Source organism: Halorubrum sp. 2020YC2, from assembly GCF_018623055.1.
Classification (GTDB): Archaea; Halobacteriota; Halobacteria; order Halobacteriales; family Haloferacaceae; genus Halorubrum.
In genome coordinates this window covers 2,489,483-2,516,146 of record NZ_CP076019.1, presented here as the reverse complement: position 1 = coordinate 2,516,146, position 26,664 = coordinate 2,489,483, and the positions used below count along the sequence as shown (strand labels likewise).

Here is a 26,664-nt window from a genome sequence, read left to right as displayed (position 1 = left end):
CCGCCCGCCCACGATCGACCCCGACGCGCGGGCTACCGCAGCGCGTCGAGGTCGAACTCGAAGGCGGCGACCGGCACCTCGAGGTCGTGTTCGACGAGCACCGCGGGGTGGAGTTCGCCAACCACGCCGACGCGCTCGCCGTCGACGACGACGTCGGCGGCGCGCCCCTCGATGAACGTCGGGTGGTCGGTCCGCGGCGTCTTCAGGTCGGCGTCGAAGTCGTCACAGAGCGCCTGAAGCCGCCCCTTCGCGGCCTCGTAGGAGGCGTCGCGGCGGGCGACCGCGCCCGCGACGTGCCGGGACTCGGCAACGTTCGTGTCCGCGTCGTCGTCGCGTTCGGCCACGAATCCCACCTCCGCGACGTCCTGCGGGTAGGCGTTGTGCGTGTTCCGCTCCAACAGCATGACGAGCGAGGGGAGCGCCCACGTGCGAAGCTGGGTGTACTCCTCGCTGTACGGCTCCGTGATCTCGACGGGGTCGCCGCCGCCGAAGACGCCGTCCTCGTCGGCCGCGACCGCGGCGCCGCCGGTGCCCGGTTCGACCCGCATCCGGTCGTAGTTCTCGGTCCCGCTCGTCATGTGGAAGTTCAGCAGGTCTTCGAAGCCGAGCCCGACGAGGCTCGTCCGGACCGCGTCCTCCAGCCGCGAGCGCTCGTGGCGCCCGCCGACGGTGCCCACGTCGGGGTAGCGCGGCTCCAACTCGTCGAAGCCGTACGCGCGCCCCACGTCGTCGACGAGGTCGAGCGGGTGGAGCACGTCGACGCGGTACGGCGGAATCTCCACCTCGTAGGTCACGTCTTCGTCGAGCGTGTAGGAGGCGTCGAGACCGGCGCGCTCGAAGCAGTCGACGACTTCCTCCGGCTCGAAGTCGACGCCGAGCAGCGTCTCGATCCGGTCGTGTGAAACCGACTTCTCGTCGACGTCGAGGTTCGGGCGGACGAGTTCGGAACCGTACTCGCTCGGGTGCGTCGCGCCGTCGGCGTAGTTCACCTCGACCGCCTCGATCGTCGCGCCGCGGGCCGACAGGGCGTAACAGATAATCGTACACATCCTGTCGATCGTCCACTGGTCGGTGCCGGTCAGCTCGACGAGCAGCTCGCGGGAGCCGGTCGTCACCTCGGTGCGCTTCCCGTTGATCACCGGCGGGAACGAGAACAGCCCGAGCTCGTCGTAGATGGCGGGATAGCGGTCCAGGCCCTCGACGAGGTCGGCGTAGGTCGTCCCCGTGTCGTGTTCCGCCAAGACCTCGTTGGGAGTCAGTTCGTCGTTCGAATCGAGCGGGACGAACGTCTCGCCGTCGGGGTCGACGCCGCGGTAGGTGACCGACGGCTCCGCGCCCTCCTGAAGCGGCGCCCCCTTCACCATCGCGAGGTCGTGGATCCCGATGGCGCCCTTGGCTCGACCGCGCCCCATCGTCGCGTGGAGCTTCTCTTGGAGCTGGATCAACGACTCCAGTGCCGCCTCGTCGAGGTCGAGGCCGCGGACCACCGCGCCGGTGACGTACGGGCGCTCGTCGGGGACCGACTCGTCGACCTCGATGCTCCACTCGGGGTCGTTCGTGTTCGGCACGTAGACGCCGCGGGCGTCGCCGTAGTGGTAGCGCAGCGAGCGCGCGACACCCTCGACGCTCAGGCGGTCGAGCCGGTCGGGCGCGAACTCGAACTGGTACATGCCGCCGTCGGTCTCGCCTTCGAACTCCAGGCCGAGCCCGAACAGGTCGTCTTTCAGCTCCTCGTCGCTCTTCTCCTCGTGGCCGGTGAGCTCGCGGAGCTCCTCCGGGTCGACGTCGACGACGGGCATCAGTAGCTCACCTCCGCGTTCCGCAGGAAGTCGATGTCGGCCAAGGTCCCGTGGAGGTCGCGGATGTCCTCCGCGCCGGTCGTCAGCATCGCGAGGCGTTCGAGGGCGAGCCCCCACGCCATCACGTCGCAGTCGACGCCGAGCGGGCCGGTGACCTCCTCGCGGAAGACGCCGGAGTTGCCGATCTCGATCTCCTCGCCCGTCTCCGGGTGTTCCCCGAACAGCTCGAAGGAGGGCTCGGTGTAGGGGTTGTAGTGCGGTTTGAACCGGATGTCCGTGATGCCGAACTGGCGGTAGAACTCCTCGAAGGTGCCCATCAGGTCGCGCACCGAGAGGTCCTCGGCCATCACCCACCCCTCGATCTGGAAGAACTCGAGGAGGTGCGTCGGGTCGAGCGTGTCGTTGCGGTACACCTTCTCGACGGAGAAGTAGCGCTGCGGGGGCTCCAGTTCGGCGCCCGCGGCCCCGGAGAGGTAGCGCATCGACAGCGACGTGGTGTGGCCGCGGAGCGCGACCTCGCGGGCGAACTCCTCGGACCACGGCGAGTGGTAGCCGTCGCCGTCCTCGCCCCAGCCGTCGCGGTGCGCGGACTCGACGCGGTCGATCAGCTCCGCCGGAATCGCCTCCATCGGGTCCACGTCGAGCGCGAACCGGTCCCAGTGGGTCCGCGCCGGGTGGTCCTGCGGCATGAACAGGCAGTCGTTGATCCAGAAGTCGGCGTCGGCGTGGGGGCCCTCCATCTCCTGAAACCCCATGCCGACCAGCACGTCCTTCACGCGGTCGGCGGTCCGCCGGAGGACGTGCTTGCGGCCGCCGCGGGCCGTCTCCGCCTCGGCCTCGACGTTGTACTCAGCGAACTCGACGTCTCGCCACTCGCCGCTGGCGAGCAGTTCGGGCGTGAGCGCCCCGACCGTCTCGGTCGCCTCCACGCCGGTCATCAGCGCGTCGACGCCGTCGTCGGTGAGCCGGACCGTCCGGGTGACCGACTCGCCGACCGCGAGCAGCCCGCGGGAGTCCAGCTGTCCGATCACCGCCTCGTCGACGTCGAGGTCGCCGGCGTCGAGACCCTCCTCGCCGGCGTCCGCGAGCGCCGCGAGCGCCGTCGCCTCTGGGTCAGCGTCGAGGTCGGCGTCCGGGTCGACGGAAAGCTCGCCGCCCTCGACGCTGCCGAAGCCCTTGCGCGCGAAGTTCGCCAGGGCGATGTCCACCTCGGGGCCGTCGAGGTCGGCCTCGCCGATGACCGCGCCCATCGAGACCGGCTCGGCGTCGGCGCCGGCGTCGACGCCGGCGCGGTAGAGCCGGGTCTCCGGCAGTCCGTCGTCGACGTACCGCCGCCCCTCGTCGGTGACCTCGAACGTCTCGTCGGTCACCGACCCGACCTCGACGAGGTCCTCGTCGGCCAGATCGAAGGCCGCGCCGGCGACCGTCTCGGGCTTCAGACCGGTCTCAGCGGCTATCTCCGCCACCGTTCGCTCGTCCGTCGCGCTCGCGGCTTCGAGGACCGCGAGCTGTCGTTCCGGAAGTTGCATTCGAGTTGTCTCTACACGCGTGCGGCTGATTGGTAACGGTTCCGGGACCGGGACGCCCCGGCGGAATCGTTTCTGATAAATTGAACGACCGGTTTATCACTCGGTCCGGTAACCGTGGTGTATGAGCGGTATCACGGCTGACACGAGTGACACCGGATCGGCGCCAGAGACGGTCCGCGTCCCGCACGGCGGCGACGGTCCGTCCCCGAGCCTCGCCGTCGTCGAGGCGGTCGCCGACCTCGCCGGCGTCGACCCCAGCGACCTGCACGAAACGGGAGTGGTGCTGTACGACCACGTCGACCCCGACGCGCTGAACGCGCTCGTCGCCGGCCGACGCGACGCCGACGTTGACGTCTCGCTCACTCTCCCGGGGTACGACGTCCGCGTCGGTCCCGACTCCGCCGTCGCTCGGCGCTCGCGGAACTGAGCCGTCGGTTCGGCTCCTCCTCCCCGCTCGCTACTCCTCGTCGGCCGCCCGCTCGCGGAGCCGCGCGATCCGGTCGCCCAGCGGCGGCTGGACCTCGAACCACGTCGACCAGTCCCCGGTCGCCGGCTCGACGCCGCGGCGCGCCGCGACGCGCTCGAACGCGTCCGCGACCCGGTCGGCGCCGACCGCGTCCGCGGCGCGGGCGTCCGCCGCGTACTGGACCCGGCGGCCGGCCCAGAAGGCGACGAGCCCCACGGCGATGACGGCGGCGAACCCCGACCCGAACGGGACGAGCGTCGTGACGACCGCCGCCAGCAGCGCCAGCACGCCGCCGACCGCGACAGCTCGGAACTCGGCGTAGTACGTCGCCACGCGGCCGGCCTCCGCCGCGAACAGCCCGACTGCGACGTCCTCGTCGAGGTCCGTCAGCACGTCCTCGGAGAGGAACAGCACCCGGCGGCGGGGCGGCCCCCGGACCGCCACCTCCGCGGGACCAGCGGCCGCCGCTCCGTCCCCGTCGCCCGCGTCGTCGCTCCCTTCTCCGGCGGATTCGATCGCGATCCGGTCCGCGTCGAGTCCGCCCGGGTCCGCCAGCGCCGCGATCTGCGCGCGCTCCGCGTCCGTCGGGTCCCGGAGGTCGCGGAAGCGGTCGGCCGCGTACAGCGGTCCGACGGCGACCGCGAGCGCGGCGACGACGGCGACGCCGACGACGAGCGCGACCCTGAACATGGCTCTCGCTGACGGCACGACCGGGGTAAAAAGGCCCGATGTCGCGGCGCGCCCGGGGAGGCGAGAACCGGGTCTCGCCCCTTTGACCTACTCCGGAACCCGCCGGGCGAGCGACCGCACCGCCGCCGCGGCCTCGCTGTCGGGGGCGGCGTCGACGACCGGCCGCTCCGCCGCGACAGACCGGCCGACACGGGGGTCGGCCGGGACGACCTCGACGGGCGCGCCGAGCGCGTCACCGATCGGGTCGACCGGCGGCGGCTCGGTCACGCGGTTGACCGCGCAGCCGACCAAGCCGGCGTCGAGTTCGCGGGCGAGCTCGCGGGTCCGGATCGCGTCGGCCAGCGCGAACGCCCGCGGCGAGACGACGAGCAGGCAGGCGTCCGCGACCGCGAGCGGCACGCCGGCGTCGGCGCGGCGCCCCGCTGGACAGTCGAGGACGACGGTCCCGAACTCGCGCTCGACCGCGGCGACCGCCCCCTCCAACCGCGTCAGGTCGGCCGCGCGCGCGCCGGCCAGCGTCCGCCCGCACGGGACGATGTCGACCGGGCCGGGCCGGACCGTCTCGGTCGGGTCCGCCGCGCCCGCGAGCACGTCGTGGAGGTCCGGGCCGCGCCCGTCCGGGAGGTCCGCCATTCCGAGGTCCGCGTCGACGACGACGCCGTCGAGTTCGGCGGCGACGTTGTACGCGAGCGTCGTCTTCCCGACGCCGCCCTTCCCGCCCGCGACCGCGAGGATCACGCCAGCGCCTCCAGCGCCTCCGCGGGCACATCGCTCTCCTCGGCGCGCTCCGCCAGCGCCGCGGCACGGTCGCGGACCGCCTTCAGGCGCTCGGCGTCGGCCGCGACCCGCTCGTCGAGTCCGTCGACCGCGTCGAGGCCGCCGGCCTCCTCGACGGCGGCGGTCGCCGTCGCGAGGTCGGCGTCGGTCAACCGCTCCGCCCGTTCGATCCGCGCCTCGACGGCCGCGAGCCACGCGTCGACCTCGGCGGGGGTCGCCGCGCTCGGTGCCGGACCGGCGGCCGCCGACCGACCCGCGTCGCTCCCGCTCGTCGATCCGACTCCCTCCGCGTCGCTCCCGACCCCCGGTTCGCTCTCTCTCGCGTCGTCATCCTCGTCGTCGTCGCCGTCGCTCTCGCTTTCGCCCTGAGCGGTCGCGTCTCCCTCCGGATCGGCCGCTGCCCCGTCACCGGGGCGCCGCTCTCCGCCGCGGTCGACCGCCTCCGCCCCCGCGACCGCCCGCCGCGGTGGACGGTGTGACCCGAGGTCCCGCACCGCCGCCCGCGCGAGTGTTTCGCCGGATTTGTCTGCCGAGTCGGCGCCCACGTTGGCCGTCACGGGCTCGACGTCGACGAGTTCGACCGGCGGCTCGGCTGGTTCCGCGAGCGCGGCGAACCCGAACGCCTCGCGCTCGCCGGGGCCGATCACCGCCGTCGCGCCCGCCGCGTCCCACCCCAGCTCGGGGACGCCGCCCCGCCGCGGCGGGAGGACGGGGCCGTCCAGCCGGCTCTCGATCCGGACCCGTCGCGGGACCGCTCCGTCGTTGCGCACCCGGAAGCCGACGAGCGACGCGTCCCCCTCGCGCTCGACGGACCAGTCGAGTTCCATACGCCGGGTCCCGCGGAATCGTATTTAAGAGTCGGGACGGGACGGGCCCCCGACCCGGACGCCTACGCTCCGGAGCAGCGACCCCGCGCTCCGCTCCGCCGCCTCGACGGCTCGCGCCGCGTCGCCGAGCAGTTCGACGGGGCCGTCGAGCGCCGCGACCCTGACCGCCGCGAGCGACGCCGCGACGGGGTCCCCGTCGTACGCCCCCGGCTCCGCTCCGGCCGCGCTCGGATCCCCGCCCGGCACGACCGCGAGCGCGCGCCGGAACTCCGGGTACACCGACGCCGCGAGTTCGCGCCGCGCGTCGCGGCGCCGGTTCCGAAGCCGGTCGCGGAGCCGCAGCCGTCGCCGCCGCTCGTCGCGGTTCCGGGCCGCCTCCGCTCGCGCGCGTTCGAGCGCCTGTTCGGCGGCGATCGCCTCCGTCTGCGCGGCCGACAGCTCGGCGGCGGCCGCCTCCAAGTCGTCGAGCGTCTCGTCCGCCTCGGCGTCGACCGCCCGACGCGCCCGGGCGTCGCCGCGCAGCGCCGCGACCCGCTCTTTCAGCCGCTCTATCTCGCCGGTCGTCTCGGCTACCCGCCGCCGCGGCTCGCTCAGGTCGACGGGTTCGACCTCGATCGCCGCCAGCTCCGACTCGATCTCGTCGATCTCCGCCGCGACCGACGCGGTCCGTCCCCGCGAGCGCGCGGCCGCCGCGAGCTGCCGCCGCAGTCCCGCGTCGGTCGGGAGCCGTCCGAGCACCGCGCTCGGCTCCGGCGGTCCCTCGACGCCGACGGACCCCCTCTCCTCGTCGGCTCCGCCGCCCCCGGCCTCGCGGTCGGCCCCCGACGGCGTCATCCTCGGCCCGGTCACAGCTCTCGGCCGCGCATGGCGTCCGGGTCCGGATGCCTCGTCCCCGCGGCGAAGGCGGCGTACGGCGTCGACTTCGCGGACCGGTCCGCGTAGGCCGCGGCGGCCTCTCGAACCGGCTCGTCGACGGCGACGAACTCGTTGAACGGCTCGGTGCGCTCTATCTGGACGTCACCGCCGTGCGACTCCCGCAGCCGCAGCGCGAGGAACGCGGCGTACACCGTCTCGTCGAACAGCGCGGCCCGCCCGAACCGACGGGAGACGACCGACTCGTGGCGGCGACACAGGTTCCGGAGCGCGGTTCGGGCGGCCGCCGAGTACGTCACGACCAGCAGCACGCCCGCGGGTGGTCGATATTGGAATTTATCCGTTCCGGACCGGAACGTTTCAGTCGGCTTCAGCGACGGCGGATCGACTCCGCGCTCGCGGCCCGGAGATCCGAACTCAGAACCGCTCGACGTCGAACGTCGGCCGGTCGTCCGCGTCGACGCCGCTCGCCGCGATCACGCGCTCGCGCGCGGCCGGCTCGGAGGGCGCGACGACCACGGTCCCGTCGACGGGGTCGTCGCCGTCCGCGCGGTACACGTCGCCGTCGCCGTCGAACTCCGTGGCGTACGTCCGTAACACGGCCGCGACGCGCAGCTCGGTGGCCGCGAGGTCGGCCTCGCCGTTCTCGAACTCGCGGAGCGCGTCCTCGACGTTCCGTATCGCGGAGATGCGGTCCATCTACGTCGTCCGCAGGTGGCCCTGCTTGGGCTCGTACACCTCTCCCTTCGTCCGGAGCTTCTCGATCTCCTGCTCGGCCTTCCCCGGGTCCATCCCAATCTCGCCCGCGCGGTCGAGCACCTCGTCGACGGGCGCCCCCTCCTGGTACTCCTCCTCGATGTCCGCGATGAGGCCCTTGATGTTCTTGATGCGGTCGCGCTGGCTCTTCGAGGTGCCCGTCTCGACCACGTCGGCGTCGAACTGCCCCGTCTCCGGGTCGACGCCGATGTCCTTGAGACACGACTCGACGATGTCGGTCGCGCGGTCGGCGTCCTCGCGCTCGACGGTGTCCGAGAGGCGGACCCGCGCGCTGGCCTCTGAGAGCCGCACCATCGCCTCCAGCTTCCGGGCGGTGACCGGCACCGGCGCGTCCTCGTCCGCGCCCTTCGAGCGCAGGTCGACGTAGAACTCCTCTATCACCTCCTTCGCCTCGTCGGTCATCGTCGGGTAACACGACCGCTTCGCGTGGGCGACGTACTTTCGGAGCAGCTCCGCGTCGATCTCCGGCGCGACCTCCTCGGTCACCTCGGCCACCTGCTCCGACGTGAACTCGGAGCTGGCCAGCTCCTCGCGCTGAGTGTTCAGCTCGCCGGCGTAGTTCGTCTTGATGATGTGTTGCGCCAGCCGGGAGTCGTGTTCCGGGTCCGGGCTGTCCGTCACCGTGAAGATGAGGTCGAACCGCGAGATGAGCGCGGGTTCGAGGTCGATCTGCTCGCCGATCGGCTCGTACTGGTCGAACCGACCGTACTTCGGGTTCGCTGCGCCGAGCAGCGAGCAGCGGGCCTTGAGGGTGGCGTTGATCCCCGCCTTCGAGACGGAGATCTTCTGTTGTTCCAGGCCTTCATGCATTGCCGACCTATCAGACGAATCCATTTTATCCAGCTCGTCAACTGCCGCAATTCCCTTGTCCGCGAGGACGAGCGCGCCGGCTTCGAGCGACCACTGTTGGCCGTCGCCGAAGTCGTCGCGGACGGCCGCGGCGGTATTGTGTGTCACGAGTCCGTTTCCGAGAAAGTTGTGCGTGTCTGGAACCGTCAGATCGAACACTTCTTTTTCTCCTGTGTTCTCGGCGTCGACGACCTCGTCCCAGACAAGATTCGCCTTGGCTACCTCCTCTACGACGGAGCCGACAGCGCCGAGATCGAGGTCATCGATCATCGAAAGTGTCCGCTCGCGACTCGGATCGTCTCCTCGGTTTAGGTTCTGCCAGTACCTACCTGCGCCCCCGTCGGTACGAGCGAGGGTGCTACCCACGGGCAGAAGTTCACCACGCCGAGGTGCGTCGTGAACGATCTCATCTAGTGCGGCGGACTTTTCCGTCGACCGGAATCCGACCTGGTCGGCGAATAAGTCGAGTTCTTTCCCGTATATCGCTAGATGCGTCTGTATCGATGTCGACTCGATCTCGTGACCGTCGGCACGTTCGTAAGTCCCACGTCGATCGCGCTCGCGCATCCGAGACCGTACACCGTACGTTTCCAACATCAGCTGGACCTGCTCGGCAAGCTCGCCACACACGGTCGAAAACTGAACACTGGATCCCCCGTTATCGCGTCCACACACGGATCCGTCAGCGTCGAACAGGCCTCGTAGGAAGGCGTCGGCGTGTTCGGCGGTTGTGAGATTCGGATCGAGGGCGATATCGTCCTTTGGCGATTCGACGCCGACGTTGCTGAAGAAACGAGCAACCGTTGCACTGTGAAGTCGAACACAGGGGACACGATCATCCTGATACTCGATATCGACGGACTTGCCGAACTTCGTCTCGAAGATGTTTGCGGCACGTTCCAGCAGCTCCTCGTCGGAGTTCGAGATGCGGACACGACCGCGGTTCCCTCCGCGGCGAGAAACCATTACGTCACCGTCCCCGAAGACGAGCCCAATCAGGTATAGTAGATCTGCGTCGAACTCATCGGGAATGGTAACTTCCTCACCATGGTGGATCATCACATGATCGATATCGATTTCACCGATACCGGTACCGGTCGCCGTGAGAACTGTGTTCAATTTATCCAGCGGAATATGTCGGTTCGAAAGCGTATCGTACACGAAGTCCTCAGAGAGACCGAGTTCGGCTGCGGCGTCGCGGAGCGTTCCGAACTCTTCGATGAGTTCGGTGCGTAGGACCTCGATAGACTCGTCCGTGGGCTTGATTTTCTCCTCCGTGAGTTCGATGTATTCGCGGACTGGCGGAGATGAGCGGTCGATATCGACGTATTTCGGTACTCCGACGTGGTCACCGGTCTCAACGTCCGAGATCGGTCGCCACTCGATTCCGTTCTCGCCGCAGACGAGAACGGGCGTGTTGACGGAGGCTTCCAAGTTCTTCCCGTGTGCCGTCTCGATCCGGCGACATGGTTTCTCCGGCATTCGCCAAGCGTGAGAACTCTCGGTGAGTTCGATACGTCCAGATGCCCGGTCGAAGGTGTAGAGATCGTGTTCTGCGTCGGCACTCGTCTCTGATTCGACCGGTTCTGGATGGTACTCCGTCGCGATCTCACGAATCGGAAGGAATCCGTCTGACGTGTGTATCTTCGTGTCTCCGGTAACGCATAACCCCGCCGCGGACGACCCCTTCCCGGAGGTGTACACCGAGCGGGGCGCGATGTTTTCTACGTATGAAATCATCTGAGATTTACCCGTTCCCGGGTCGCCAATAAGGAGCATGTGGAGGTCCCCTCGAATTCGCGAGCCGTCCGGGAGATGCTTCGTGACGCCGGAGAACAGCTGGAGGATCATCGCGAGCTTCTCCTCCTCGTAGCCGTAGATTGCGGGGGCGATGGAGCCGACCATCGCCTCGTAGATGTCGTCGCGCTCGGAGAGCTCGATGATGTCGCGTTTGTCTGCCTCGGTGATGTCCATGTCCTCGAACTCCTCGTCCTCGATGGCGATGGAGACGCCGTCCATGTACAGGTCGAAGATGGCGGACTTCTCGTTGCCCTGCTCGACCTGCTCGATGTGGAGGACCCCGACGCAGGTGACGTGGTCGCCGGGGCTCACCTCGCCGGTGATGTCGTCGACGATGTCGACGTCGAGCGACTGGGGCGTCTCGCCGCCGCGCAGCCCCTCGGGCGACTCCTGAATCCGGAGCTTCTGGGAGTCGACGAACTCGGACTGGTCGAAGTTCACCCGGAATGGACCCTGTCGCTCGCAGCCCTGACACTCGTGGGGCTCTTGAAAGCCGCCGTCGGACTGCGGGATGTACGTCATCGTGCCGCAGCGCTGGCACTCGAAGGCGGCCTCGGTCACCTTCGGGCGCACGTCGGTGGCCTTCCGGACGATCCCCTGAACCGAGACGAGCTTGCTGATGTGGTCGTCGTGGACGCGAATTCCCCGGATATCGACGCTCTCGGGGAGGTCCTCGATGCGGACGTGCGCGCGGCCGAGGCTGACGTCGGCGGGGAGGTCGTAGAGCCGCAGGGCCTCCTCGGCGTACTCGCGCATCTGCTCGGGCTTGTTGAGGAAGTCCTCAGCGAGGTCGCGGTCGAACTGAAAGAGGTCGTCGTAGGAGACGTACAGCGAGCGCTGCTCGTTGGGATACCGCTGTGCGAGGGTGCCGATCTCCTCGCGGTAGTAGTTGCGATAGAACTGAATGAACCGCTCCGTGAGGTCCTGGGTGCCGGCCTGAGCCATTGCGACGCCTCTTCGTCGCCGTCACGTATGAACCTCCGGGTCGGGGTGGACCTGGTCTGGCGTTCGGGCGCGACGGCGGACGCGACGCCGGTTCGACGGCCGCCTCGCCTCGTCTACGCGCGCCCGACGAACGTCGCGTCCGCGGAGGTGCGACCCTCGTTGAACGAGAGCACCTTCGCGCGGATCACGTCGCCGGGTTCGAGTCCGCCGGGGATGTCCTCGGTGAAGACGACGAACCCCTCGACCTTCCCGACGGCGACCTCCGAGCCTGAGTGGTGGTCGGTCAGCTCCGTCACGCCGAACTCGTACGTCTCGCCGATCTCGACGGGCGCGTCGCGCTCCTGGGCCGCCTCGTGGGCGCGCTTCGACTCTCGCGCCTCCGCCGACGGACCGCGGAGGCGGCGGACGAGCACGAACAGCGCGAGCAGCGCGACCGCGACCGCGACACCGATCACGACCGGCGACGAGGGGATCATACCCGTGCGGTCGACCGCGGTCGTCTAAACGATGTGGGTCTCCGACGGCGACAGCCCGGCCGTCGGACCGGCCGCGACCGCAGTTCGCTCACGGGCCGATCGCCCCGCGCCCGCATGAGAAACGCCTTTGCCCTCGAAGCCCCCCTCTCGATCCGATGCGACACAGCCGCGGTTCCCGACGACTCGCGCACGGGTGTGGTGTGCCGTGAAGGTCGCGGACGCGGTGCCGGAGTTCGCCGACGCCTTCGGGTTCGACGAGTTCAACCGGATGCAACGGGAGGCGCTGCCGGGCGTCTTAGAGACCGACCACAACGTGGTCGCGTCGGCGCCGACGGCCTCCGGCAAGACGGCGCTGGCCGAACTCGCCATCTGTAAGACGCTCGCGGCGGGCGGCACCGCGCTGTTTATCGCCCCGCTGCGCGCGCTCACGAACGAGAAGGAGAGCGAGTGGGAGCGCTTCGAGGAGCTCGGCTACTCCGTGTACGTCGTCTCCGGCGAACGCGACCTGAACCCGCGCCGCGCGGAGCGCGCGGACGTGCTGGTGACGACCCCCGAGAAGGCCGACAGCGCGACGCGGAAACACGATTCCGCGCGCTATTCGTTTATCACCGACGTGGACTGCGTCGTCATCGACGAGGTCCACCTGCTCGACTCCGAGAAGCGCGGCGCGGTGCTGGAGGTGACAGTCTCGCGGCTCAGACGACTTCAGGACCCCCGCGTCGTCGCGCTCTCGGCCACGATGCCGAACGTCGACGACGTGGCGGAGTGGCTGGACGCGCCCGCGGAGACGACCTACGCCTTCGGGGACGAGTACCGCCCGGTCGAGTTAGAGACCGGCGTGAAGACGTACTCGCACGGGTCGAACGCGTTCGCGGACAAGTACCGGCGGCTCTACCGCGCGCTCGACTTGGCCGAGCCGCACGTCCGCGAGGACGGGCAGGCCTTGGTGTTCGTCTCCTCGCGGCAGGACACGGTCCAGGCGGCCAAGAAGGCGCGCGACGAGATAACCGAGCGCGACATCCCGATCGACTCCCGGGACGACTACGGCTTCCACAACGAGGCGAAGGAGCTGACCAACGACACGCTCCGCCAGTCGGTCACCGACGGCGTCGGCTTCCACCACGCCGGGCTGGGGAAGGACGACCGCGACCGCGTCGAGGAGTGGTTCAAGCAGGGGAAGATCAAGTTCCTCTTCTCGACCTCCACGCTCGCGTGGGGGGTGAACCTCCCGGCGCGCTGCGTCGTCATCCGCGACACGAAGTACCACGACCCGCTGGAGGGGGAGACGGACATCTCGCCGCTGGACGTGCTCCAGATGCTCGGGCGCGCCGGTCGACCCGAGTACGACGACGTGGGGTACGGCTGGGTGGTCTGCGACCGCGCGGACGCCGACAGGTACCGCAAACTGCTGCGCGAGGGCAAAGAGATCGAGTCGCGGCTCGCCGCCGACCTCGAGTCGCACCTCAACGCCGAGATAGCGATGGGGACGATCCGCGGGCTAGAGGACGTGATGGCGTGGTTGGAGACCACCTTCTACTACGTCCGGGCGCAGTCCCAGCCGGAGCAGTACGACTTCTCGACGCTCCGCGACCGCGTGCGCGACACGCTCGAATCGCTCGTCGACGACGGGTTCGTCGCGGCCGACGACGACCTCGCCATCGAGCCGACCGCCCTCGGCCGGCTCGCCTCGAAGTACTACCTCCGTCTGGACACCGCGCGCCGCTTCCGACGCCTCGCGGACCGCGAGACGCTGACGGTCGATTCGGTGTTAGAGACCGTCGCCTCCGCCGGCGAGTTCGACTCGGTCTCGGCGCGGTCGGCCGAGTCGGACGCGATCGACCGGATCCTCGACGGGCGCGACACCGACCTCGAAGACGGCCACCGCAAGGTGTTCGCCATCCTGCTCGCGGGGATGGCCGACTCGATACCCGGCGACCTGCGCTCGGACGCGTGGGTGATCCGCCAGAACGCGCTGCGCCTGCTCGCCGCGCTCGCGGAGTTCCTCGACCGCTTCGCCGGCCCGCGCGCCGCCAACCTCGCCCGCCGCGTCGAGGCGCGCGTCGAGCACGGCGTCTCCCGCGAGGCGGTCGCGCTCACGGCGATCGAGGGGGTCGGCTCCGGCCGCGCCGAGCGCCTCGCGGACGCCGGCCTCACCTCGCCCGCCGACGTGGTCGACGCCGGCGCGACGGAACTCGAACACGCCGGCATGAGCGACTCCGTCGCGGAGCGGATCGTCGACGCCGCCCGCGACTGCCCCCGGATCGACGTCGACTGGGGTGACTTCCCCGAGACCATCGCGGTCGGGGAAAACGAGATGTGCGAGGTCGCCGTAGCCGCCGTCTCCGGGAGCGCCCGCGCGGGGATCCGGGTCACCGTCAACGACGTGGAGATGACCGCGACGACGACGTACCTCGACGGGGAGACGACGGTCCCGGTCGGCGTGTTCGGTCCGCCCGACGCCGACGAACTGGAGTTCACCGTCGAGGTCGTCTTCCCGGACCTCCCGCTGCTGCCCGTTACGGCGACGCGGACGGTTCGGGTGGAGTAAGGATACTTACGGGGCCGTGGCGCGTGCCGACGAGCGCCCGAAGGGCGCGAGTCGCACGCGCGAGGGACGCGGCGACCGTAGGGAGCCGCGAGGCTGGGGAGGCGTGAGGTGCGGTTGCCGTGCGGGGTGGGACTCAAAGGGGCAGCCGCGAGGACGGCGCAGGTGATGTAAGCACTAGAGGGAGTGAGCGGAGCGAACGACCGAAGCGCGCAGCGAGCGTGCGCCGTCCTCGCGGCTGGGGCTTTGGAGGTGCTCGCCGTCGATTTCCGACCGTTCGTTTATAAGAGAGCGTTCAGGACGCTAGAGCGATTCGCCACCTCGTCGCATCGTCAGCAGTCACCGCGACCCGCCCCGTATCCTACATAAACCCCCGTAACGACCGCTTTTCACCCATACCGCGGCCACCCGTCCCATGCCGCAACGACTCCGCGTGCTCGCCGGCGACTGCGTAGTGACCGACCGCGGCGACCGCACCCGCACCCACCGCGGGCGCGTCGTCGTCCTGATCAAACCCGACGACACGACGCTCGTTCACGACGCCGACGGCTACCAGCCCGTCGCGTGGCTCACCCGGCCCGAGAGCGTGGTCGTCGAGGGCGACGGCGACGGGTTCACCGTCACCGCCCGCGACGGCTCCCGGCGGCTCCGGGTCGTGGCGGAGGAGGCGACCGCCTGCCGGGCGCTCCCCGTCACCGAGGCGGGCGTCCCGGTCGGCACCTGCCCGGACGACGGCGGACCGCTCGTGCGCTCGCGCGGCGACGCGGTCTGTCTCGACTGCGAGACGCGCTGGGGGCTGCCGGCCGGCGCAAGCGTGACGGACGCGACCTGCGACGACTGCGGGCTGCCGAAGATCCGCGTCGAGCGCGGCGAGCCGTTTCACCTCTGTCTCGACCCCGCGTGCGACCCGATGGAAGAGGCTGTCAGCGACCGGTTCGACCGGGCGTGGGACTGCCCCGACTGCGGGGGCGACCTCCGCGTCCGCTCGGCGCCCGGCCGGGTCTACCTCGGCTGCGAGAACCACCCCGACTGCGAGACGACCTTCTCGTTCCCGGCGGGCGTCGCCGTCGACGAGTGCGACTGCGGCCTCCCCGTCTTCGAGACGGCGGCCGGGCTGGGCTGTCTGGACGGGACCTGCCCGGTCGACGGGCACGCGGCGAATACAAAGGCGAACTCCGAGTAACGGCCGGCCTACTCGGCGAGCTGCTGGCGCCCCGGCGCGATGAGGCGGTCGAGGTACTCCGCGAGCGCGCCCTTCGCGTCCGCGGGGTGGAGCTCGCCGGACTCCAAGTCGGCCTCCAAGTCGTCGTAGGCGTCGTACTCTAAGTTCCCGCCGTACTCCTCGGGCCGCTCGACGGTCACCGCGTCGAACCGCGGGAACACGTGGTACTCGAACACCTGAAGGACGGGGTTGTCGCGCTCGGCGCCGTCGTCGGTCGGCTCGGGGTCGGCCGTCGGCGGGCAGTAGGCGTCGTTCACCTTCGACTCGATGTCCTCGCGGGAGTCCTCCATCGAGATGGTGACCCCCTCGCTGGAGGACATCTTCCCGCGGCCGGTGCCCAGATCCGCGATCAGCGGCGTGTGGAGGCTCGTCGGCGGCCCGCGGTCGATGCTCGGCAGCACGTCGCGCGCGAGCATGTGGACCTTCCGCTGCTCCATCCCGCCGACCGCGAGGTCGACGCCGAGGTACGGGATGTCGAGCGCCTGCATCAGCGGGTAGACGGCCTGCGACACCTTCACCGAGTCGCCCGAGCTGATCTCGGCCATCGCGCGCTCGGCCCGCGCGAGCGTGGTCTCCAGCTCTAGGGCGTGCAGATCGAGGGTGTAGTCGTCGTCCAGCTGGAAGTCCGAGCCGAGCACGAACTGGGTGTTCGACTCGTCGAGCCCGTAGGCGATGAACTGATCGCGCATGCGCTCCGCGGTGTGGCGGATCTCCTCGAACGACCCCTTGTCGTTGAGGTAGGCGTGTACGTCGGCCAAGAGGACGGTCACCTCGAAGCCGGCCTCCTGGAGGTCGATGAGCTTGTTCGCGGTGAGCATGTGACCGATGTGGAGCACGCCCGAGGGCTCGTAGCCGACGTACGCCCGCTTGCCTTCGGGGTCGTCGGCCAGCGCCTCGATCTCCGCCTCGGTGACCACCTCGGCCGCGTTCCGGGTGATCAGCTCGTGAGCGTCCATACCTCTGAGTGTGCGTTACCGGACATATGACTTCTGGATGCGTGCCGACGGATCACGTGGTGCGCCCCCGGCTCGCCCCTCGACCGCTCTCTCCCGGTCTGCGGTCTCGGCCGCTCTGCCCCGCGATCACTTCTCCGTCTCGGGCAGCGTCCGCCCCGCCCGGTGTTCGGAGATGATCCGGTCGATCCGCTCGGCCTTCTCGTCGCGCCGGCGTTCCTCGGCGCGCTCCTCCCAGTCGTCGACGGCGGCGGCGAGGTCCTCCTCGCTCGCGACCGCCAGTTCGTCCACCTCCCGGACCGGCACCGCGTCGGCGGGAACCACCGGCACCGAGCGCTCGAACAGCACCTCGTCGGCCACGTCCGAGAGGTTCCCCTCGCCGCGGACCACCGCCCGCGGATCCGTCTCCGCGAGCCGCTCGGCGGTCCGTCGCCCGGCCCCCGAAGCGTCCCGCAGGTACACCACGTCGCCGGCGACGAGCCCGTACGCCTCGTCGGCGGCGTCGAGCGCGTCGAGCGTGAACTGCTCGACGACCTTCACGCTCACCAGCCCCTGCCCCTCCGCGACGTCACCGAAGTTCGAGTGGTCGAGCCGCCACAGCTCCTTCAGCGTCTCCACCTTCCGTTCGAGGTCCTCGACGCGCTCGCGGGCCTCGTCGCGCTCGCGCTCCAGCCGGTCCGTCTCGCGCTCCAGCCGCGAGACCGCCCGTCGCGTGCGCGCCTCGATCCGCTCCTCGCGTTTCGCCTCCTCCAGCTCCCCTTCGAGCTCCGCGATCCGGTCGTCGCGCTCGTCGAGGTCGGCTTCGAGCGACTCGGCGTGCGACTCAAGTCGGTCGACGCGCTCGCGGAGCCGGTGGATCGTCTCCTCCTCCTCCGTGCGCTCCGGCTCCGTGGGATCGCTCTCGGCCTCGTCGCCCTCGCCGTCTCCCCCGCCGTCGTCGTCCTCGCTCAGGTCCTCGATGACGGCCTCGACCGACGAGTCGCCCGCGACGACGCCGGCGATCACCGCTCCGCGATCGAGCCGGGGGGGCGTCTTCGCCGCGATCCGCTCGAACTGGTCCTCGTGGTCGTCGAAGGCGTACAGCGCGGCCGCCAGCGCGTCGCGTTCGTGGTCGTTGTCGTAGCCCGCCTCGCGGGTGCGGTGGAGCTTCTCGTCGACCGGGAGGTCCGTCGTGGGCTGCCATCCCGCGGCGTCGAACGAGCGCCGGAACTTCTCGACCGTCTCCGGCATCGGCTCCACGTCGGCGGCGACGATGATCGGGCGGCCCTGCTCGACGATCCACTCGGTCACCTCGGCGGTGTCGCCGGTCCGCGAGGAGTAGAGCGCGTGGACGGTGCCGTCGAGTCCGATCACGGCGGCCGCGGTGGTGGTGCCGGGGTCGATCCCGACGATGACGCGGTCGCGCCGCTTCACCAGCGGCTCGTACTCGATGCCGTCGCGCCGCTCGCGCTCGACCTCGACGCGCACGTCGCCCGCCCGCGAGTTCGAGACGGGGATGTCCTCCGGGCGCGCCGCGACCGTGAACGTCGCGTTCGCGTAGCCGCCGTATTTCTCGGTCACGTCGCGCTCGAAGGGTAGGTTCGCCTCCTTCAGCTTCGACTGGACCTGTCGCGTCCGCTTCCGGACGTTGCCGTGGATCCGCCGGGTGTACCGGTCCTGACTCCACCCGCCCTTACCGGTCGAGCGGCCGCGGGACACCTTCACCGTCGTCTCGTCGGTGAACGCGGTCACCTCGTGGCCGACGTTGGCCGCGGCGAGCCGGGCCGACGCCTCCGCCTCCTTCATCGGCTTCTTCCCGTACGGAATGCCGTGTCTGGAGGCGACCCGCGAGAGCGGCTCCGGGCGCTCCGCGCCGGTCACTTGGACGAGTCTGGTGCCGTCCGGGAGCGACCGGAGGAACCCCACCAGCTCCCCTTTGTCGGCCGCCAGCTCGTAGGCGTTGTCGGTGGCGACGTAGAGGGGCTCCCGGTCGTCGATCAGCCGGCAGAGCTTCCGGAAGGAGACCACGTCGCGGGTGACCCGAGCCATCGGGCCGTCGGCGTCCGGCGCGTCCGGGTCGTCCTCGTCGACCGGGTCCAGGATGACGAGCGCGTAGGAGGGGCTGTCGCCGCGGACGTCGCCGCTGTGGACGTCGACGCCGAACACCGGCCGGTCGCGGGCGCGGATGGTCCGGGTTGTCACGTACCGAGGTAGGTCGTTGCCGCGTATATACCCCACGCCGGGGATGCGGCCTCCCGCGGTCGAGAGGGCCCCGCGCCGTCGGGCCCACGCGGAACTAGAGGATCCCGGGCTCGTCGCCCGGCTCCTGCCGCCGGCCGCTGACGACGCCCGGGGTGCCGCCGGTCTGGATGATGTTGAACGCGGTCATCAGGTCGGACCGCGAGATGAGCCCGACGAGTTCGCCCTCGGCGTCGACCACCGGAAGGCGCCCGACCCCGTGTTCCTGCATCGTCTGGAGCGCGGTCAGGGCGTCGGCGCTCGGGTCGGCGGCGACGAGGTCCGTCGCCATCACGTCCTCGACGCGGTAGGCGTCGCGCTCCACCTCTTTGACCGACCGGGCGTCCTCCAGCGTCACCATCCCGACGAGTTCATCGCCGTCGAGGACGGGGTACCCCGTGTGGCGCTCCTCGAACATCCGGCTCATCAGGTCGGCCACGGAGGCGTCCTCGGTCACGGTGTGGAGGTCCTCGCGGCGCGTCATGATGTCCGTGACGGTGACGCCCTCGAAGGCGGCCTTCAGGGTCGTCTGCTGGGCCTCGCCCGAGGCGGCGATGTAGATGAAGAAGGCCAGCACGATGAGCAGCAGTTGGAAGGTGAACAGGCCGATGACCCCCATCAGGAACGCGAACACCTTCCCCACGGCGGCGGCCCGCTGGGTCGCCTGCGCGTGCGGCTGGTTCCGCGCGAGCAGCGCCCGGAGGACCCGGCCGCCGTCCATCGGGAACGCGGGGAGCATGTTGAACACGGCGAGGACGACGTTCAGCAGCGCGAGGTAGCCGAACACGAAGAGGACGGCGTTCGAGCCGCCCGCCCCGACGAGGACGACCCCGTAGCAGGCGACGCCGACCGCGACGCTGACGAGCGGGCCGGCGATCGCGATCCAGAACTCGTGTTTCCAGTCCTCGGGGAACTCGGTGAAGCTGGCGAGCCCGCCGAGCAGCCACAGCGTGATCGACTCTATCTCGTAGCCGTACCGCATCGCGACCAGCGAGTGGCCGAACTCGTGGAGCAGGACGCCGACGAACAGCCCGACCGCGGCCGCCAGCCCGAGGATCCACGGGGTGTTGCCGGCCGCGACCGCGGCGGTGTCGATCCCGAGCCCGGCGACCTCGTTCATCACTCCGGCGATGGTGCCGACCTCGCCGCCGATGAGGTACGCGAACAGCGGTAAGACGAGCAGAAACGTCCAGTTGAGCCTGATCGGAATCCCGAACGCGCTCCCGATCTTGATTCCACGCATGCCACCGGGTTCGATCGGTGGTCGGTTAAGTCACGGGGTCAGGACGGTGATCGGTTAAGTACCCGGCCCGCGTCAGGGGCGCCCATGAGCGACGCAGACCGCCCCGAGCCGGTCGTGAAACGCGGCGACGAGGTCTCCAACGAGCCGGTTGAGGCCGCCGACGGGCTCTCGAAGGGCGTCCTCCTCGACGAGTCCGACGGCGCCCCGAACTTCGCGATGCGTCGGTTCGAACTCGCGCCGGGCGCCGAGGTCCCGCGCCACACCAACGCGGTCGAACACGAGCAGTACGTCCTCGCCGGCGAGTACGTCGTCGGGATCGGTGAGGAGGAACACGCCGTCTCGCCCGGCGACGCCCTCCTGATCCCCTCGGGCGTCGAACACTGGTACCGCAACGAGGGCGACGAGCCCGGCGCGTTCATCTGCGCGGTACCGAACGGGGACGACAGTATCGAACTCGTCGAGTAAGGCGAGGGTCCGCCCGCGCGCCACTGCGGTCAGGGAGCAGGGGGCCGACTACTCCAGCGTGCCGACGCGGTCGGCCACGTAGCCGAACTGGTCGCGGTAGCCGTTCGGAGAGAGCAACACGGGATAGAACGACTCGTCGGCCAGCAGCGCCTCGCCGTCGGCGGCCGCGAACCGCTCGCCCGACTCCACGCGCTCGAAGTTGCGCGCGAACACCTCGTACGCCTCCGCGTCGGGCTTCGGGATCCGCTCGCGGAGCCGGAACACCGAGACGTCCTCGCGGCCGCCGGCGTCCAGCACGTCGTCGGCGCCGGGCGCGGAGATGGCCCCGGTCGCGGCGAGGAACGCGCGGGCGAGCCAGTAGGCGTTGTCGGCCGCGCCCTCCGAGCCCTGAAGCCCGGCCTCCACCTCGAGGGTGTGCGGGTGTTCGATGAGCCGGCCCTCGGTGAACGCGTCCGTCTGGATCACGGCGTCGACCGGGAGGTGCGGCGCGACCGCGCGGGTCACCTCGTCCATCGAGTCGATGACGGCGAACGGCTCGGCGTACGACTGCGTCGAGTGGATCGCGAGGGTCGTACACCCCTCTAACGCGTCGGTCAGGTCGGCCGCGAGCCGCACCTCGTGGGCCTCCGCGTCGGGGTTGCCCGGGAACGCGCGGTTGAGGTCGGCGTCGAGGTAGCGCTCGCCGGCGTCGAGCGCCGCCTCGTTGGCGACGACCAGCCGCACCGGCCGCTCGGGGTCGAGGTCGGCGTCGAGCAGGCGCTCGACGGCGCGGGCGCCGCAGGGCTCGTCGCCGTGGATCGCGCCGACGACGGCGACCTCCGGCTCTCCGTCGCCCAGGTCGTGAATCTCCATACGACACGCAGGCGCGCGGCGGATAAGTGGGGTTCGGATCTGGTGCGCTTCCCTTAGTGCCCCTCGTCGACCCGCTCCGCGTACTCGTAGTCGGCGGGATACGCCGGCGGACGGGCGTCGTCGAGGAAAATCCGCCAGTCGTCGACCGCGCTCGGGTCGTCGAGCGCGGCCCGGAGCGTCTCCCGAACGTCGTCGACGTCGACCCCGTAGAAGTCGCCCGGGACGCCGTCGAGGTACTGGAGGGCCGTCTCGAACAGCGACCGCATCCCGGCGTCGTTCTCGAAGTCGACGCGCTTGTACGCCCCGGCCGCGACCTGGACCATCCCGTGGAGGAAGGCGCTCTCGACGGTGCCGCTCCCGTAGTTGTACCACTCGCTCTCGAAACAGTCGTGGCTCTCGTGGTAGGCGCCGTCGTTGAACAGCCGCACGCCGTGTTCGGTCGCGCGCCGGAGCGTCGCGTGCTCCCAGTAGCCGCCGACCACGCGCGCGTCCGGCGGGCCGCCAGAGGCCCCGTCCTCGTCGCCCGCTGCGGACGAGTCGGGTCGGTCGCCCGCGTGCCACCCGGTCGGGTTCCCGAGGGGCGGGGCGACGCCGGGGTCGCGGGTGTGGTCGTCCATGTGCCCGCCGTTCTCGCGGGAGCGACCTAACCGTTTCGCGGACGGATCGAACCCTTCTTTCCCCCGGTCGCGCTCGGGGCGAACGAATGGACGCCGGACTGCTCTTCGCACTCGCCGCCGCCGTCGTCTGGGGCGCGTACCTCTTCGTCCTGAAGCGCGCCTTCTCCGGCTACCCGCCCGCGGCGCTGACGGTGGCGATCAACGCCGCGGCGGTCGGCTGGTTTCTCGCGGCGACCGGACTCACGGTCGGCTTCGACGACGCGGCGGCCGGCCTGTCCGGCCTCGTCGCCCCGCGGCAGTTCGCCGTGGTCGCCCTTACCGCCCTCGCGACGGCCGCCGCGTTCGTCCTCTTCCTGCGCGCCATCGAGGACGGCGCGGTGTCGTACGTCGCGCCGATCAACAAGGTCGTCCCGATGTTCGTCCTCCCGCTGGAGGTCGGGCTGCTCGGGCAGGTGTTGGCGCCGATTCAGGTCGCCGGCGTCGTCGTCACCACGCTCGCGGTGTACGTCGCGAACTACGAGCCGGGCGGGTTCTTCGCGCCGCTCGCGCGGGCGGCCCGCTCGCGGCCCGCGCAGCTGGCGCTCGCGAGCGCGGCCTGCTACGCGGTCGCGGACGTGGGCAAGCGGGTCGCGCTTCAGGAGCTCGCGATCCCCGGGACGCTGTGGGTGCCGCTGCTGCTCGTCGGCGTCGCGGTCGTGCTGCTCCCCGCCGCGGCCCGGACCCCGATCGACGCGTCCCGGCGGGACGTGCCGAAGTTCCTCGCGGCCGGGGCGCTCGTCGCGCTGGGCGAGCACCTGACGACGGTCGCGTTCGCGGCGCTGCCCGCGAGCGTCGCCTCTCCCGTGATCAACACGCAGGCGATCGTCGCGGTCGTGCTCGGGGGCGTGCTGCTCGGCGAGCGTCACTTCCGGCTCCGGCTCGCCGCCGCCGTCCTCGCGGTCGTCGGCGTCGCGATGATCGCGGGGTGAGGCGGCATGGAAACCGGTGGTTTAAATCTCCGCGAGGGCCTCGTTCGAACTGCGTGCGAGGGTAGCCAAGCCCGGAAACGGCGGCGGATTCAAGCTCCGCTCCTGTAGAGGTCCGTGGGTTCAAATCCCTCCCCTCGCATGAGCGCGTCCACAACGCGTACATGCGGAAGACGCTCTCGGAGCGCTCTTCCCTCGCAAAACTTCACTCGAACGCCGCGAGCGACGGCCATTTATAAATATACGATGCGGTGGCGCGTGCCTGCGAGCGGCCGCCATCGGCGGCCGCGAGGAGCACGCGCGAGGGAGTCGCTGGCGGCAGCGCCGCCAGCGACGAGGCTGGGGAGGCGTGAGGCTGCGGTTGCGGTGTGGGGCGGGATTCAAACGGGCAGCCGTGAGGACGAAGCCCGGCGCAGTAAGCACCGCAGGGAGCGAGTGGAACGAGCGACTGAGGAGCGTGGTTCGAGACGCTGGAGGCGTCTCGTCATCGCCGGAAATCTTCAATTTCCGGCTAGCAGTCAGAACGCTTCGCGTTCTGACGACATCACGAAAGGCGCGGAGCGCCTTTCGAACGACAGCAAGCCGCGCGAGTCGTCGCGGCTGGGGCTTTGGAGGTCTTCACCGCGTCGTCGATCACGTACAAACAGCCGCCAGCAACGCCACTCGACCACTTATAGATATCTACACTACCGGCTCGATATACGTACTCCCGCAACCAGTCGGCGGACGAGCGCAGCGCTGTCACGGATCAAAAACGGGGAAGAAACCGTAACCGCAGAGAGCCCGTATCGGGTCAGTCGTCTTCGAGCGCCTGCGCGATGCGCTGGAGCTGGCGGGTCGCGTCGCGGACCTCGTCGCGGAGCTGGCGCACCTCGCGGACGAGCTCCTCGTTGCCGCCGTCGTCGCCGCGACCGCCCTGCTCGCCCTGCGCGCCGGGACCGCCGCCCATGCCGGGCGGGCCGCCCGCGCCGCCGGGGCCGCCACCGCCGCCCATCATGCCGGACATCATCTGCGCGAAGGGGTTGCCGCCGCCGCCCATCCCCGGCGGGCCGCCGCCGCCCATCATCTCCTCGGGGTCGGGCCGGTCGCCCTCCTCGCGCTCCTCCTCGCGTCGCTCGCGGATCTCCTCGACGCGCTCGCGGAAGGACTTCTCCTCGCCGTCGCCGTCGGCGGCGTCGCCCTGTTCGCCGGCCTCGCCGTTCTCGGGGTCTGTGGCGTCGTCGTCTGCCATGGGCTACGGTTCGGCGGCGCCGCCGAAAAGGGTTGTCGTGACGCCCGCGACGGTGTGTTTATAAGTCGGAGGCGAGCGCGCCGCGGTCGCCTCGGCACCTCACTCGTGGCCGGAGACGCGGACCGGCTCGTATGGTGCTTCGAGCCACTCGACGTCGGAGTCCGAGAGGTCGATGTCGAGCGCCTCGACCGCGTCCTCGAGGTGTTCGACGCTCGTCGTCCCGACGATCGGCGCGTCGACCCGGTCTTTGTGGAACAGCCACGAGAGCGCGATCTGGGCCATCTTCACGCCCTTTTCGGCCGCGAGCTCCTCGACCCGCTCGTTGATCTCGCGCCCGCCGCCCTCGCGGTACGGGTGCGCGTAGAGGTGCTCTTCGGTCTCGCCGCGGAGCGTCGCGTCCACCTCCTCGTGCGGGCGCGCTAGGTACCCGCGCGCGAGGGGGCTCCACGGCATCACGCCGACGTTCTCCTTCTCGCAGAGCGGGAGGGTCTCACGCTCCTCCTCTCGGTACGCGAGGTTGTAGTGGTTCTGCATCGTCGCGAACCGCTCGTACCCCTCCCGGTCGCTGGTGTGAAGCGCCGCCGCGAACTGGTGGGCCCACATCGAGGAGGCGCCGACGTACCGCACGTCGCCGCGCCGCACGGCGTCGTCGAGCGCGGCCAGCGTCTCCTCGATCGGCGTCTCGTCGTCCCACCGGTGGATCTGATAGAGGTCGATCGTGTCGGTGCCGAGCCGGTCGAGGGAGTTTTCAAGCTCCTGTTCGATCGCCTTCCGCGAGAGCCCGCCGGAGTTCGGGTTCGACTCGTCCATCTGGAAGTACCCCTTCGTGGCCACGACGAACTCGTCGCGGTCGTACCCGTCGAGCGCCTCCCCGAGCACGCGCTCGCTCGCGCCGTCCGAGTACATGTTGGCGGTGTCGAAGAAGTTCACGCCGAGTTCGATCGCGCGCTCGACCAGCTCTTTCCCCTCCGCCTCGTCGAGGACCCACTCGCGCCAGTCGGGGTCCCCGAAGCTCATGCAGCCGAGACAGATCTTCGAGACGGTCGTACCGGTGTTCCCGAGGGTCGTGTACTCCATACGCCGGCCACGACGAGGCGGTGTAAAAATCCCGTTGTCGGTTCCCGGCCGCGGACCGACCCGCGGCGGTCCGTTCCGAGACGACGGGTCAAGCCCTCCTCGATGCCGAGGCGAGCGGGGGACGAGCACCGGTCGCTGTCGGTCGAGAACCCCCGGTGCTCGGTTCAACTACCGCCTGAAGCCGAACGAGGAGCGTATAACCATACCCTCGGGGCGAGACGGTTGGTTGTCTAACAGGTGTGCCGAAGCAACCGAGCGCGGGCGGACGGCGACGACGCTCGAAGCGGCGGGCTGAGTGAGCGTCCGCCGACGGACCGGGCAACGAACGAGGCGACGTCGAGAGACGGGGGGCCAACGGGCGAATGAGCGACGACGGGGACTCTAGTGGGATCGACGCGGCGGCTGGCGGCCGGACGGACGGAGACGAGTCGTTCGGTCGGAGCGACCCGACCGGGGCCGACGTGAGCCGGCCTCCCGCGGCCGAGAGCGGCGGGGGCGCACCGGCGACGGAGGGCGACGGGAGCGGCTCCGTGACGGACGACGCGATAGACGAGATCGCGTTCCTCACCCGGTCGCCGGTGCGGGTCCGGGTGCTCCGCTGCCTCCAGCGGCGGGGGCCGGTCGAGAAGCGGGAGCTGCGCGAGTTGGTCGACGGGGTTCGCACGACCGTGACGCGGAACCTGAACGCCCTGATCGAACACGGGTGGATCGAAGACGCTCCGGACGGGTACGACATCACGGACTGCGGTCGGATGATCGCGGACGACCTGATCGCGCTCACCGAGAGCACCTCGCTGGCGGTCGAGTTGCGGCCGGCGCTCCGCTGGCTCGACACCGAGCGGCTCGGGCTCGACCTGCGGCACTTCGAGCGCGCGGACATCACGGCCGCCGACTCGACGAACCCGTACGCGCCGGTGGAGGAACAGGTCGCGCTCGTCCGGCGCGCGACGACGGTCCGCGCGGCGCTACCGACCGTGAACCGACAGATCCTGGAAGCGTGCCGACGGACGGGTCGAACCGACGGCGGCGAGGTCGAAATCGTCTTGGAGGCGACGGCGGTCGACCGGCTGCGGTCGACCGGTCGGTACGCGGAGCTGTTCGCGGACGTCTGCCGTCGCTGTACGGTGTTAGAGTACGACGGCGCGCTGCCGTACTACGTCGGTGACGCCGGGGACGCGGTCCAGCTCGGGACCACGGACGGGGACAACCTTATCCGGGTGCTGTTGCGGTTCGACATCGACGACGACGTGCGGGCGTGGGTGGACGACCGGTTCGAGCGGTTCGAGCAGCGCGCGCACACGGTCGAAAATTCGGGCTGAACGGACTCTGGCGGCGGATTCGGTCTTTTTCAGCGGTCCGCGAGCGGTGCGCGCACTCGTGTGCGTCGCACACGATGGCGGAGACGTGACAGAATGCGGCCCGTGCGCCCGGGGGCGCGAGCGCTAGGATTCCGAGTCCGAGCGGCGCAA

At 70.2% G+C, this 26,664-nt stretch carries 23 protein-coding genes and 1 tRNA gene; 7 read left to right on the top strand and 17 right to left on the bottom strand.

Translation table 11 applies throughout. The features are described 5' to 3' along the window. Window positions 1-32 precede the first annotated feature (32 nt). Both pheT and KI388_RS12645 read right to left on the bottom strand, forming a co-directional pair. Window positions 33-1,799 (bottom strand): phenylalanine--tRNA ligase subunit beta, encoded by a 1,767-nt coding sequence (pheT, locus tag KI388_RS12650; RefSeq protein WP_215086965.1) that lies wholly within the window; start codon window positions 1,797-1,799, stop codon window positions 33-35. Continuing rightward, window positions 1,799-3,328, bottom strand: a complete 1,530-nt coding sequence (locus tag KI388_RS12645) for a phenylalanine--tRNA ligase subunit alpha (protein ID WP_215086964.1) — start codon at window positions 3,326-3,328, stop codon at window positions 1,799-1,801. The genes pheT and KI388_RS12645 overlap by 1 nt, the downstream gene beginning before the upstream one ends. A 121-nt stretch (window positions 3,329-3,449) precedes the next feature. Here KI388_RS12645 and KI388_RS12640 point away from each other — a divergent pair, with 121 nt between their 5' ends. After that, a complete protein-coding gene (locus KI388_RS12640; protein ID WP_215086963.1) occupies window positions 3,450-3,755 on the top strand; it encodes a HalOD1 output domain-containing protein in 306 nt (101 codons plus the stop codon). Between the two features lie 30 nt (window positions 3,756-3,785). On the opposite strand, the gene KI388_RS12635 is transcribed toward KI388_RS12640, so the two are convergent. The 8 genes from KI388_RS12635 to KI388_RS12600 all read right to left on the bottom strand — a co-directional run bounded on the left by KI388_RS12635 (window position 3,786) and on the right by KI388_RS12600 (window position 11,808). Then, window positions 3,786-4,484, bottom strand: coding sequence for a peptidase (locus KI388_RS12635; protein ID WP_215086962.1), 699 nt, complete (start codon window positions 4,482-4,484; stop codon window positions 3,786-3,788). 87 nt (window positions 4,485-4,571) lie between these two features. Next, on the bottom strand, window positions 4,572-5,222 hold the full coding sequence (locus tag KI388_RS12630) for a chromosome partitioning protein ParA (protein WP_215086961.1): 651 nt from the start codon (window positions 5,220-5,222) through the stop codon (window positions 4,572-4,574). Next, on the bottom strand, window positions 5,219-6,088 hold the full coding sequence (locus KI388_RS12625; RefSeq protein WP_215086960.1) for a hypothetical protein: 870 nt from the start codon (window positions 6,086-6,088) through the stop codon (window positions 5,219-5,221). Before KI388_RS12625 ends, KI388_RS12630 begins: the two co-directional genes overlap by 4 nt. Before the next feature lie 24 nt (window positions 6,089-6,112). Then, window positions 6,113-6,922 (bottom strand): hypothetical protein, encoded by an 810-nt coding sequence (locus tag KI388_RS12620; RefSeq protein WP_215086959.1) that lies wholly within the window; start codon window positions 6,920-6,922, stop codon window positions 6,113-6,115. 11 nt (window positions 6,923-6,933) lie between these two features. Further along, window positions 6,934-7,272 carry a hypothetical protein gene (locus KI388_RS12615; protein WP_215086958.1) on the bottom strand — a complete coding sequence of 113 codons (339 nt, stop codon included), beginning with the start codon at window positions 7,270-7,272 and terminating at the stop codon, window positions 6,934-6,936. 106 nt (window positions 7,273-7,378) lie between these two features. Next, a complete protein-coding gene (locus KI388_RS12610; protein ID WP_215086957.1) occupies window positions 7,379-7,660 on the bottom strand; it encodes a hypothetical protein in 282 nt (93 codons plus the stop codon). Beyond that, window positions 7,661-11,332 (bottom strand): LAGLIDADG family homing endonuclease, encoded by a 3,672-nt coding sequence (locus tag KI388_RS12605; protein WP_215086956.1) that lies wholly within the window; start codon window positions 11,330-11,332, stop codon window positions 7,661-7,663. 113 nt (window positions 11,333-11,445) lie between these two features. Further along, window positions 11,446-11,808: a hypothetical protein gene (locus tag KI388_RS12600; protein ID WP_215086955.1), complete on the bottom strand. Its 363-nt coding sequence runs from the start codon at window positions 11,806-11,808 to the stop codon at window positions 11,446-11,448. A 205-nt stretch (window positions 11,809-12,013) separates the two neighbouring features. Here KI388_RS12600 and KI388_RS12595 point away from each other — a divergent pair, with 205 nt between their 5' ends. Both KI388_RS12595 and KI388_RS12590 read left to right on the top strand, forming a co-directional pair. After that, window positions 12,014-14,356: a DEAD/DEAH box helicase gene (locus KI388_RS12595; protein WP_215086954.1), complete on the top strand. Its 2,343-nt coding sequence runs from the start codon at window positions 12,014-12,016 to the stop codon at window positions 14,354-14,356. 412 nt (window positions 14,357-14,768) lie between these two features. Next, window positions 14,769-15,536 carry a topoisomerase DNA-binding C4 zinc finger domain-containing protein gene (locus tag KI388_RS12590; protein ID WP_215086953.1) on the top strand — a complete coding sequence of 256 codons (768 nt, stop codon included), beginning with the start codon at window positions 14,769-14,771 and terminating at the stop codon, window positions 15,534-15,536. 8 nt (window positions 15,537-15,544) lie between these two features. Here KI388_RS12590 and KI388_RS12585 read toward each other — a convergent pair whose 3' ends face one another. The 3 genes from KI388_RS12585 to KI388_RS12575 form a co-directional block, all read right to left on the bottom strand. Beyond that, on the bottom strand, window positions 15,545-16,531 hold the full coding sequence (locus tag KI388_RS12585) for a tyrosine--tRNA ligase (protein ID WP_215086952.1): 987 nt from the start codon (window positions 16,529-16,531) through the stop codon (window positions 15,545-15,547). A 126-nt stretch (window positions 16,532-16,657) separates the two neighbouring features. Then, complete coding sequence (locus KI388_RS12580) at window positions 16,658-18,709, bottom strand: DUF460 domain-containing protein (RefSeq protein WP_215086951.1); 2,052 nt, start codon at window positions 18,707-18,709, stop codon at window positions 16,658-16,660. Window positions 18,710-18,803: 94 nt separating this feature from the next. Continuing rightward, complete coding sequence (locus KI388_RS12575; protein WP_215086950.1) at window positions 18,804-19,988, bottom strand: CBS domain-containing protein; 1,185 nt, start codon at window positions 19,986-19,988, stop codon at window positions 18,804-18,806. 84 nt (window positions 19,989-20,072) lie between these two features. Here KI388_RS12575 and KI388_RS12570 point away from each other — a divergent pair, with 84 nt between their 5' ends. Beyond that, window positions 20,073-20,453 carry a cupin domain-containing protein gene (locus KI388_RS12570; protein WP_215086949.1) on the top strand — a complete coding sequence of 127 codons (381 nt, stop codon included), beginning with the start codon at window positions 20,073-20,075 and terminating at the stop codon, window positions 20,451-20,453. Window positions 20,454-20,501: 48 nt separating this feature from the next. On the opposite strand, the gene KI388_RS12565 is transcribed toward KI388_RS12570, so the two are convergent. Together KI388_RS12565 and KI388_RS12560 are read right to left on the bottom strand one after the other, a co-directional pair. Next, on the bottom strand, window positions 20,502-21,305 hold the full coding sequence (locus tag KI388_RS12565) for a succinylglutamate desuccinylase/aspartoacylase family protein (RefSeq protein WP_215086948.1): 804 nt from the start codon (window positions 21,303-21,305) through the stop codon (window positions 20,502-20,504). 53 nt (window positions 21,306-21,358) lie between these two features. Continuing rightward, window positions 21,359-21,922: a DUF309 domain-containing protein gene (locus KI388_RS12560; protein WP_215086947.1), complete on the bottom strand. Its 564-nt coding sequence runs from the start codon at window positions 21,920-21,922 to the stop codon at window positions 21,359-21,361. A gap of 86 nt (window positions 21,923-22,008) precedes the next feature. On the opposite strand from KI388_RS12560, the gene KI388_RS12555 reads away from it, so the two are divergent. Both KI388_RS12555 and KI388_RS12550 read left to right on the top strand, forming a co-directional pair. Further along, entirely contained in the window at window positions 22,009-22,890 is an 882-nt protein-coding gene (locus tag KI388_RS12555) for an EamA family transporter (protein WP_215086946.1), read from the top strand. A 55-nt stretch (window positions 22,891-22,945) separates the two neighbouring features. Then, window positions 22,946-23,029: transfer RNA gene (locus KI388_RS12550), tRNA-Leu, on the top strand. 651 nt (window positions 23,030-23,680) lie between these two features. Here the strand turns inward: KI388_RS12550 and KI388_RS12545 are convergent. Continuing rightward, complete coding sequence (locus tag KI388_RS12545) at window positions 23,681-24,118, bottom strand: hypothetical protein (RefSeq protein WP_215086945.1); 438 nt, start codon at window positions 24,116-24,118, stop codon at window positions 23,681-23,683. A gap of 99 nt (window positions 24,119-24,217) precedes the next feature. Beyond that, complete coding sequence (locus KI388_RS12540) at window positions 24,218-25,195, bottom strand: aldo/keto reductase (RefSeq protein WP_215086944.1); 978 nt, start codon at window positions 25,193-25,195, stop codon at window positions 24,218-24,220. Between the two features lie 362 nt (window positions 25,196-25,557). Here KI388_RS12540 and KI388_RS12535 point away from each other — a divergent pair, with 362 nt between their 5' ends. Beyond that, a complete protein-coding gene (locus KI388_RS12535; protein WP_215086943.1) occupies window positions 25,558-26,514 on the top strand; it encodes a helix-turn-helix domain-containing protein in 957 nt (318 codons plus the stop codon). The last annotated feature ends 150 nt before the right edge of the window (window positions 26,515-26,664 follow it).